The sequence below is a fragment of the Streptomyces bobili genome (assembly GCF_002154575.1).
GTDB classification, from domain to species: domain Bacteria; phylum Actinomycetota; class Actinomycetes; order Streptomycetales; family Streptomycetaceae; genus Streptomyces; species Streptomyces bobili.
Map to the genome: position 1 here is coordinate 1 of NZ_MUBA01000493.1, position 8,380 is coordinate 8,380.

At 71.1% G+C, this 8,380-nt stretch carries 7 protein-coding genes; 4 read left to right on the forward strand and 3 right to left on the reverse strand.

The window, feature by feature from the left end; genetic code table 11:
• Nucleotides 1-323: dihydrofolate reductase family protein (locus tag BZL64_RS31280; protein WP_208639553.1), on the forward strand; the 323-nt coding region annotated here is incomplete at its 5' end.
• A gap of 12 nt (nucleotides 324-335) precedes the next feature.
• On the opposite strand, the gene BZL64_RS31285 is transcribed toward BZL64_RS31280, so the two are convergent.
• The gene (locus BZL64_RS31285; protein WP_244205587.1) at nucleotides 336-1,166 is read right to left on the reverse strand and encodes an endonuclease/exonuclease/phosphatase family protein; all 831 of its coding nucleotides are present in this window, start codon (nucleotides 1,164-1,166) and stop codon (nucleotides 336-338) included.
• 304 nt (nucleotides 1,167-1,470) lie between these two features.
• Nucleotides 1,471-3,642: a TerD family protein gene (locus BZL64_RS31290; RefSeq protein ID WP_086772512.1), complete on the reverse strand. Its 2,172-nt coding sequence runs from the start codon at nucleotides 3,640-3,642 to the stop codon at nucleotides 1,471-1,473.
• A gap of 120 nt (nucleotides 3,643-3,762) precedes the next feature.
• Here BZL64_RS31290 and BZL64_RS31295 point away from each other — a divergent pair, with 120 nt between their 5' ends.
• The 3 genes from BZL64_RS31295 to BZL64_RS31305 all read left to right on the forward strand — a co-directional run bounded on the left by BZL64_RS31295 (nucleotide 3,763) and on the right by BZL64_RS31305 (nucleotide 7,565).
• Entirely contained in the window at nucleotides 3,763-5,160 is a 1,398-nt protein-coding gene (locus BZL64_RS31295; RefSeq protein WP_086772513.1) for a M1 family metallopeptidase, read from the forward strand.
• 96 nt (nucleotides 5,161-5,256) lie between these two features.
• Entirely contained in the window at nucleotides 5,257-5,796 is a 540-nt protein-coding gene (locus BZL64_RS31300; protein WP_086772514.1) for an MOSC domain-containing protein, read from the forward strand.
• 164 nt (nucleotides 5,797-5,960) lie between these two features.
• Nucleotides 5,961-7,565, forward strand: coding sequence for a dolichyl-phosphate-mannose--protein mannosyltransferase (locus BZL64_RS31305; RefSeq protein WP_086772516.1), 1,605 nt, complete (start codon nucleotides 5,961-5,963; stop codon nucleotides 7,563-7,565).
• A gap of 95 nt (nucleotides 7,566-7,660) precedes the next feature.
• Here BZL64_RS31305 and BZL64_RS31310 read toward each other — a convergent pair.
• On the reverse strand, nucleotides 7,661-8,380 hold a 720-nt coding region (locus BZL64_RS31310; protein WP_086772515.1), incomplete at its 5' end, for a helix-turn-helix domain-containing protein.

Here is an 8,380-nt window from a genome sequence, read left to right on the forward strand (position 1 = left end):
CCCATCACCCCCGCCCCTCGATCGAGATGGAGGGCGGCACGACGTTCCACTTCCTCGACACCTCCCCCGCCGAGGCGCTCCGGACGGCCCGTGAGGCCGCGGGCGGCCAGGACGTACGTATCGGTGGCGGGCCCAGCACGATCCGCGACTTCCTCGCCGCCGGACTCATCGACCACCTGCACGTCGTGGTGGTCCCGCTCCTGCTCGGCCGGGGCGTACGCCTCTGGGACGGCCTGGAGAGCCTCGAGAGGGACTACGAGGTCGAGGCCGTCTCCTCGCCCAGCGGAGTCACGCATGTGACGTTCACCCGTGCGGGCCGCTGAGCCGCTGCCAGGTCAGCCCACGTCGGCGAGCAGCAGGTCGTGGTCCGAGTACGGGCTGTGCCGCACGCGGTGGTCGAGCCGGGCGACGTCGCGCAGGAAGACGTAGTCGAACTTGCTCTGCCAGTCGGTGGTCGTCTCGCAGCTTCCGGGCGCCGGATGACACTGGGGGTCCGCGTCCGCGGCCAGTTCCCACATCGGGGCGAGTTCGGGAGCGTCCGGCGTCGCGTTGAAATCGCCGATCACGATGGCGCGGTCGTGGCGGGCGACGGCGGCGGCGAGTACGGCGGTCTGCTTCGCCCGGACCGCTTCCTGACGTCGTTCGGCGAGGTGGGTGTTGAAGACCCGGACGGACCGGCCGCCCACCATGGTGGTGACTGCCATGTAGCCGCGGTCCTCGGATCCGCCGTCGGGGTATTCCACCTTGACGCGGTCGGTCATCGGTGCCGCCGAGAGCAGGGCCTGACCGTAGGCTCCCGGGCTCCACGGCGCACCCCCGCAGCGGCCCCAGTTCTGCAGAACACTCCCGTACTCGACGTGGTAGACCAGCCCGTGGAGGTTCTCCAGGTGATCCCGGATGCTCTCGACGTCGCGCACGCAGGCTTCCTGGAGGCCGATGACCTGGGGCGCGTACCTGGCGATCTCCGCCGCCCGGTCGACGTCGCTCGTCTCGCAGGGGTTGCACAGGTTCCACGTCATGACCCGGTTCGGTACGACGTCCTTGACGGCGTCGACGGGCTGTGACCTGCCGAAAAGGGCGTCTCCCGGTGCACTGGGGCCAAGGAGCACCACGCAGGCCGCGATCACGGCGCCCGCGAGCAACGGCGTGCCCTTTCCGAACACCATCGCCTCCTGAGGGTGAATGCGTACGACAACTGACGTCTGCATGCCCGAGGTTACGTGACTCAGCTGTGAGCGACACGCGCGCGTGCCCTTCACCAGGGCCTTTTGGGGGTGGAGGTGAGCCGGGCACGTCGGCCGGGGCGGGTCGCGCGGGCAGGTCCCTGGAAACGGCTCGGGCGGCGCTCGCGCAAGAAGCGCGGGCGCCGCCCGGAGCGACGTCGGTGGCGAGGAAAGCGAAGGAACTTGTTTCAGGAAAGGAAGGGAGAAGGAAGCCCCTTCATGGCCTCGCCGTGGGCAACGCTAGCACTCAGCCGGGGATCAGGTCGCGCAGATTTTCGAGGGTGATGACCCGGGAGTCCGGGTGGAGTCCCTCGGGGCGTTCGAGACCGATGTACAGCACGGGCTCGTCCGGGACCGGCCCGCCGTCCCACAGGTCCACAGCCGTCGTGCCGTCGGACATCAGGCCGATCAGGTATCGCACTGTCAGATGCTCGCGTTCCACGAGGGCGCGCACGACCTTGGACACCGACACCTGGTTCTCCTCGACCCGGTTGGCCGCCGAGATGCCCTTCAGGTACAGGTGCAGCCACTTCGCGCGCCACCGGCCGTCGTCCTCGCGCCGGAAGACCAGCGGCAGTGCCACCCGGCCCGCCCCGCGAAGCTCCGACTTCATCCGCACCGTGCGCGGCTCGAAGGGGCGGCCCTTCTGCTCGCCGTCGCGCAGCATGAAGCCGAAGAACGACTCCTCGACCTCCTCGAAGCTCTCGCCGGCGAAGATGTTGACCTGCGGAACGATGAAGGTGCCGCGTACGCGGTCCAGGGACAGGTCGATGAATTCCGAGGCTCCGTCGGGCGCTTCGGTGACATCGCCCGAGTGCACTCCCCCGACGGCTTGGAGGGAGGTGTAGGAGAGCCAGGAGTCGGTGCTGTAGTCGGAGTGCAGGAGCAGCGCCGAGAGGTCGTAGTCGGTCCGGTCCTCGGTCTCCTTCCAATACACGAAGAAGCGCAGCCGTTCGCCGTCGACGGCCGATACGGAACCCCGTGGCAGTACGCCGAGCCCGGCGGCGGTCGCCCTGCCGCTCAGCGGGAGCGCGACGTCGAGGACGTCGGGGCCGAGCAGCAGCCGGTCCGGGGCCGGGAGCCTGCGGCGCAGCTCGGTGTCGAGGGCGGCGATCAGGCGATCGCGGTCGGCGGCGGGGACGGGCCTCCGGGCGTCGGGGGTGACCCAGCCGCGGCCCCGGCGGTTGACGAAGATCCGGGGTTCGGCGGTCTCCCGCTCCCGGTTCTGGAAGTGCTCGCGGACCGACAGCACGACCCGGCCCGAGACCTCGGGCGCGACCCGTACCGCGGCGGCCAGCACCGCGTCCCGTACCTCCTGGTCGGCGGCGAGGCGCAGCAGGAGGTCGAGAGCACGGAACAGTTTGCCGGGGGCGGACGTCAGCAGCCGCACCGCGCCGAGGACGTCGTACTCGTCGAGCAGCTTCTCCACCCGGCTGTCGAAGGACCGGGCCTCCTTCTCGCCCCGTGCCACGGCGAACACGTCTGCGGCGTGCGGCCAGCGCGGGTACTCGTGCGGGTGGAGTCGCTCGCCGAGGCGCTTGAACGGCTCGCGGTGCGCGTGCACGTCGGCCAGCTTGGCGGGGTTCGCCGCGACCACGGCGTCGAGGCCCGCGAGGAGCGCGCGGCGGGCCGGCCGCGAGAGGGCGCGGAAGCGGGTCGACTCCTGCAGTGTCACGTCACCGCCCGACAGCGCGCAGGCCAGCCGCAGCACATCCGTGACGGTGTCCAGCAGGAGGTCGGCGCCGGCCGCGAGACGGGCCTCGTTGACGACGGCCCGGTTCTCCCGGACCGGGATCGACTCCGGCTGGGGGCCGGTCGCGCACCGCTCGGCGAGGGCCTTGAGGTCGCGCAGGTGGTCCTCGCCCAGGGGCGTCGTGCTGCCCGCCAAGGCCAGGTAGAGGTCGGTGAGTTCGTCGTCGAGGTCGCGTCCGAGGTGCAGGACGGTCACCCGGTCGCCCGCGGCGGCGATCAGCTCGTCCTGTGCCGCGAGCATCTCCTCGTAGGTGTGCTGGTAGCGGCCGTAGGCGGGCAGGCTGAGGAGGTCCAGCACGCCGTGTGCCAGTTGCGTCAGCACGTTCTGGCGCGATGCGTCGTCGGCGAGCGCCTCCGTCACACACCGCATCCAGAACTCTTCGGTGTCCGGCACGTTCGCCGGGAAGTCGATGAAATACGCGTTGTGCCGGACGTGGTCGCCCACCATTTCGCTCACGGTGCGCAGGGTCCGCCCGGCGGTGTGCACGACCGCGGCCTCGGACAGCCCCGACAGCCGCTGCAGCAGCTCCGCCGAGAGCTTGAAGCCCACGGAGGTCAGCACCGCGTCGAACTGCCGCGCGGCGGTGGCGCCGTCGCCGGCGGAGCCCTTGGGGGTGGGAAGGCGGTGGGTGTGCCGGATGACCAGCGATTCGAGACTGTGCGCCATTCGGGGATGATCGCAGAGGTGTGCGAACCGGCGCACAGGGATTTTCGCTGGCGTCCCCCTTCTCGAAGAGTCCGCCTAAGGCGAGTCGGCCGGCGGTGTGATGTGGCAGTATCCGCTGCCATGTCGCCGTTAGCCGTGTGGTCCGCGCCCCTGTCCGCTCGTCGTGGTTTCGTCGTGCTGCTCGTGCTGCTCATGGCGGTCGCCGCCCAGGTGAGTGATGCCGGTGCGGTGGCCGGGCCGCAGGAGACCGGGACCGCCGCCACGCCGGACCGCGCCCGCTACGACGTGGCGCTGCGTTCCGACGCGGACGGCAGCCACTGGAGCGGACGCCAGCGGGTCTCGTTCCGCAACGCCTCCGACCGGCCTCTGCGCGAGGTGTACCTGCGCCTGTGGGGCAACGGCACGGACGGGTGCGGCACGCCCGCCGCTGCCGCCGCTGTCAGGGTGTCGCACGTACGCGGTGGCGCACCGGAGCGTCCCTCCGTGAACTGCACCGCTCTGCGTATCGCCCTGCCGAGGCCCCTCGCGCGCGGCGCGCGGACCTCCCTCGCCTTCGACGTCTCCATCACGGTGCCCGACCGCAACGCCCGGTTCGGCCGCGAAGGCGCCTTCCGCTTCCTCGGCAACGCGCTGCCGGTGCTCGCCGTGCGGGACGCGAAGGGATGGCACCTCGATCCGTACGTGGCGCTCGGTGAGAGTTTCTACGCCCTGACGAGCGACTTCCGGGTCCGCCTCGACCACCCGTCGGCCCTGAAGGTGCCCGCCACCGGCCACACCCGGACCCTCCCCGGCGGCCCCGGCCGTTCGGTCACGCTCAGCGTCGCGGACCGGGTGCGGGACTTCGCCTGGGCCGCGGGTCCGTTCCGCACGGCGACGCAGACCACGCCAGGGGGCGTACGCGTGCGGTCGTACTGGGCGCCCGGAACCCCGGCCGAGGGCGTACGTCTCAACCGCACGGATGCCGTCGCCGCGATCGACCGGTTCGGCCGGGAGTTCGGCCGCTATCCGTACGGCGAGATCGATCTCGTGATGACCAGCGGGTTCGGCGGTGGCATGGAGTACCCCGGCCTCGTCCTCCTCGGCACCACCGAGGAGGGCAGCGCCGTCGTCCACGAGGTGGCACACCAGTGGTGGTACGGCATCGTCGGCAACGACGAGTACTCCTCACCGTGGCTGGACGAGAGCTTCGCCCAGTACGCCAACGCCCGCTTCCACGGCTGGGACACCCGCGACTGCTGGTCGGACGTCTACTGGCCGGACGACGCCAGCTCGCTGACCGGCTCGATGGCCTACTGGTCACGACACCCCGGCGAGTACCACCTCGTCTACACGGCCGGACCCTGCGCCCTGGCCGACCTGGAACGCGCTCTCGGTGCCGACACCATGGCCCGCCTCCTCAAGGGGTACGCCCGGGACCACTGGTACGGCGTCTCCGGTACCGCCGCCTTCAAGAAGGCCGCGCAGTCCGTGACGGACCAGGACCTCGGCCCCTTCTGGGAGACCCACCGCATCCGGTGACGCTCCCGTGCCCGGTCGCCGGGGGGACCGGTCGCCGGCCGGGCCGAACGGTTAGGGTCGTGACTGATCATCGTCAAACGGGGAGGGGTTCCGAGAATGAGCGGGACGGTCACGGCGGTCAGCAGCAACGGGGAGTACTCGTTCACCAAACCGAACCGGGACAGCATCACGCTGCTCGCCGGGCTCGGTGTGCAGGGTGACGTCCACGCCGGAGTGACCGTCAAGCACCGCTCACGGGTCGCTCAGGACCCCACGCAGCCGAACCTGCGCCAGGTGCACCTCGTCCAGGAGGAACTCTTCGACGAGGTCGGTGCGGCGGGGTTCGCGGTGGCGCCCGGTGACCTCGGCGAGAACATCACGACCCGCGGCATCGATCTCCTCGCTCTGCCGGCCGGCACGCTGCTGCGCATCGGCGCAGCGGTGCTGGAGGTGACCGGGCTGCGCAATCCCTGCCTGCAGATCGACAACTTCCGGCAAGGGCTGCTCAAGCAGGTGGTCGGCCGCGACGAGGCCGGGAACATCGTGCGCAAGGCCGGAGTCATGAGCATCGTGAAGGAGGGCGGCGTGGTGCGTCCGGGCGACGTGGTCGAGGCGGAGCTTCCCAGCGGGCCGCACCGGCCCCTGGAACGGGTCTGAGCGAGGCGGTCGACTCGCCGGGCGGGCCCGCCACCCACCGCCCGACGGCGCCCGTCCGCCGTCCTGGACTCCGCGGAGAGAAAAGTCATCACGTGAGCGACGAGAACGCACGCTGGGAGCGGCGGCTGCGCCGCTTCGGATACGGGGAGATCCCGCGTACGTCCATGCGGGACCGCCTGGTTCCGCCGTTCCCCGAACCCGGGACACGCCTGTGGTCCGTGCTCGGGCCGGCCCCGGCGACGGCGCACCGGCTCGCGCGCCGGTCGGCGTGGGGCGGGCCGCTGCTGGTGGCGCTCCTCGCCGGGGTGCTGCGCTTCTGGCGTCTGGGGAGCCCGCGGGCGGTCGTGTTCGACGAGACGTACTACGCCAAGGACGCCTGGTCCCTGCTGCGGTACGGATACGAGGGCACCTGGCCCGACCGCAAGATCGCCGACCCGCAGATCCTGGCCGATCCGCAGGTGATCCCGCTCTCCGACGCCGGGGTCTTCGTCGCTCACCCGCCGACGGGCAAGTGGGTGATCGGCCTCGGTGAGTGGATGTTCGGCCTCACACCGTTCGGCTGGCGCTTCATGACGGCGGCCCTCGGCACGCTGTCGGTGCTGATGCTGTGCCGCATAGGACGCCGCCTGTTCCGTTCGACGTTCCTGGGCTGCCTGGCCGGAGCGCTGATGGCCGTGGACGGCCTGCACCACGTGATGAGCCGGACCGCGCTGCTCGACCTCGTCGTCATGTTCTTCGTCCTGGCGGCGTTCGGCTGCCTGCTCATCGACCGGGACGGTGCGCGGGCCCGGCTCGCGGCAGCCCTGCCGGTCGACATCGACGGCCGGGTACGCCCGGACGGACCCACCGGTGACCGTGCCGGGACGGGCCTGCGTCCCTGGCGGCTCGCGGCGGGCCTGTGCCTGGGACTGGCGGCCTCGACCAAGTGGAACGGCCTGTACTTCCTCGCCTTCTTCGCGATCCTCACCCTGCTGTGGGACGTCGGCTCGCGCAGGGTGGCGGGGGCGTACCGCCCCTACCGTGCGGTGCTGCGCAAGGACCTCGGCTGGTCGGCGCTGTCCCTTCTGCCGGTCGCCACCGTGACCTATCTGGCGACCTGGAGCGGCTGGTTCCTGTCGGACAGCGGCTACGGACGCCACTGGGCAGACGGCCGCGGCGGCACCTGGTCGTGGATACCGGCCCCGCTCCGCAGCCTCTGGCACTACGAGCACGGGGTGTACGCGTTCAACGTGGGGCTGCACTCGCCGCACAAGTACGAGTCGAATCCGTGGAGTTGGCTGATACTCGGCCGCCCTGTGCTGTTCCACTACGAGTCGCCGAAACCCGGGAGGGACGGCTGCCAGGCGACCGCCGACTGCTCACAGGCCATCCTCGCCCTGGGCACACCCCTGCTGTGGTGGTCGGCGTGCTGCGCACTCGTGTACCTGCTCCACCGGTGGGCGCTGCGCCGCGACTGGCGCGCCGGCGCCATCCTCTGCGCGGTGGGGGCGGGTTATCTGCCCTGGTTCCTGTACCAGGACCGGACGGTCTTCTCCTTCTACGCCGTCGTCTTCGTGCCGTACCTGAGCCTGGCCGTGGCCATGACGCTGGGCGCGCTGGCGGGTCCGCCGGGGGCGACCGACAAGCGCCGCACACGAGGTGTGGTGGCAGCGGGCGTACTTGTCCTGCTCATCGCGTGGAACTTCATCTATTTCTTCCCGGTCTACTCGGGGCACACGATCCCGCAGGGTGACTGGCGCGCCAGGATGTGGCTCGACACCTGGATCTGAGACGGCCGCGGGGACGTGCGGGCCGAAGACCCGTCGCGGACCCGGCCGTCGTCGCTCCCCGCGGGTGCAGCCCGCTCCGGCCGGCGCCGTGCCGGTCAGTCAGTGCTCTGGGCCAGGTGCCGGTAGTCGCTGGGCGAGATTCCGTGGGCGCGGCGGAACGCCCTGCTGAAGTCGGCCGGGTGACGGTAGCCCCAGCGCGCGGCGGTCTCGGCGATCGTACGGTGCCTGAGCCGTGGATCGGCGAGGTCGGCCCGGCCTCGTTCCAGGCGGCGTCGGCGGATCGCGGCCGCGACCGTTTCCGGTTCCTGGCGGAACATCAGGTGCAGGAGGCGTACGGAGATGTGGTGGTGCGCGGCGACGGTGGCCGGGCTCAGGTCGGGGTCGGGCAGGTTCTGGTCGATGAAGGCGTTGATGCGGGCCAGCAGCACCGTGCGCCGGGTCTCGACCGGCAGAGCCGGGGAGGTGTCGAGGTGGGCGGCCAGGAGGGTGGCGGCCAGTTCGAGCCCGGTGGCACCGAGGCGCTGCAGTTCCGGCAGGTTCTCCTGCGTGGCGTTGGCGCGGAAGCCGGCCAGAAAGGAGGTGAGGAGCGCGCCCGAACCCGCCCGGACGGACAGGGGGGTGGCCACCAGCCGGTCCATCCCGTCACCGGGCAGTGGCAGCACGGACCGGGGCAGCCGCATCAGGGTCACTCGGGAGGCGCGCCCATGGTCCTGGAACTCGCATTCCAGTGGCTGCGAGGTGTCGAAGACGGCCATGTCCCCGGCCTTGAGCAGGGTGTTGTTGCGTCGTTGCTCCAGCCCGATCGGGCTGCCGTG

Excerpts from the sequence above, each read along its gene's own strand:
- BZL64_RS31295 (WP_086772513.1), top strand. The coding sequence starts at position 3,763 with ATGTCGCCGTTAGCCGTGTGGTCCGCGCCCCTGTCCGCTCGTCGTGGT.
- BZL64_RS31285 (WP_244205587.1), bottom strand. The coding sequence starts at position 1,166 with ATGGTGTTCGGAAAGGGCACGCCGTTGCTCGCGGGCGCCGTGATCGCG.
- BZL64_RS31290 (WP_086772512.1), bottom strand. The coding sequence starts at position 3,642 with ATGGCGCACAGTCTCGAATCGCTGGTCATCCGGCACACCCACCGCCTT.
- BZL64_RS31305 (WP_086772516.1), top strand. The coding sequence starts at position 5,961 with ATGCGGGACCGCCTGGTTCCGCCGTTCCCCGAACCCGGGACACGCCTG.
- BZL64_RS31300 (WP_086772514.1), top strand. The coding sequence starts at position 5,257 with ATGAGCGGGACGGTCACGGCGGTCAGCAGCAACGGGGAGTACTCGTTC.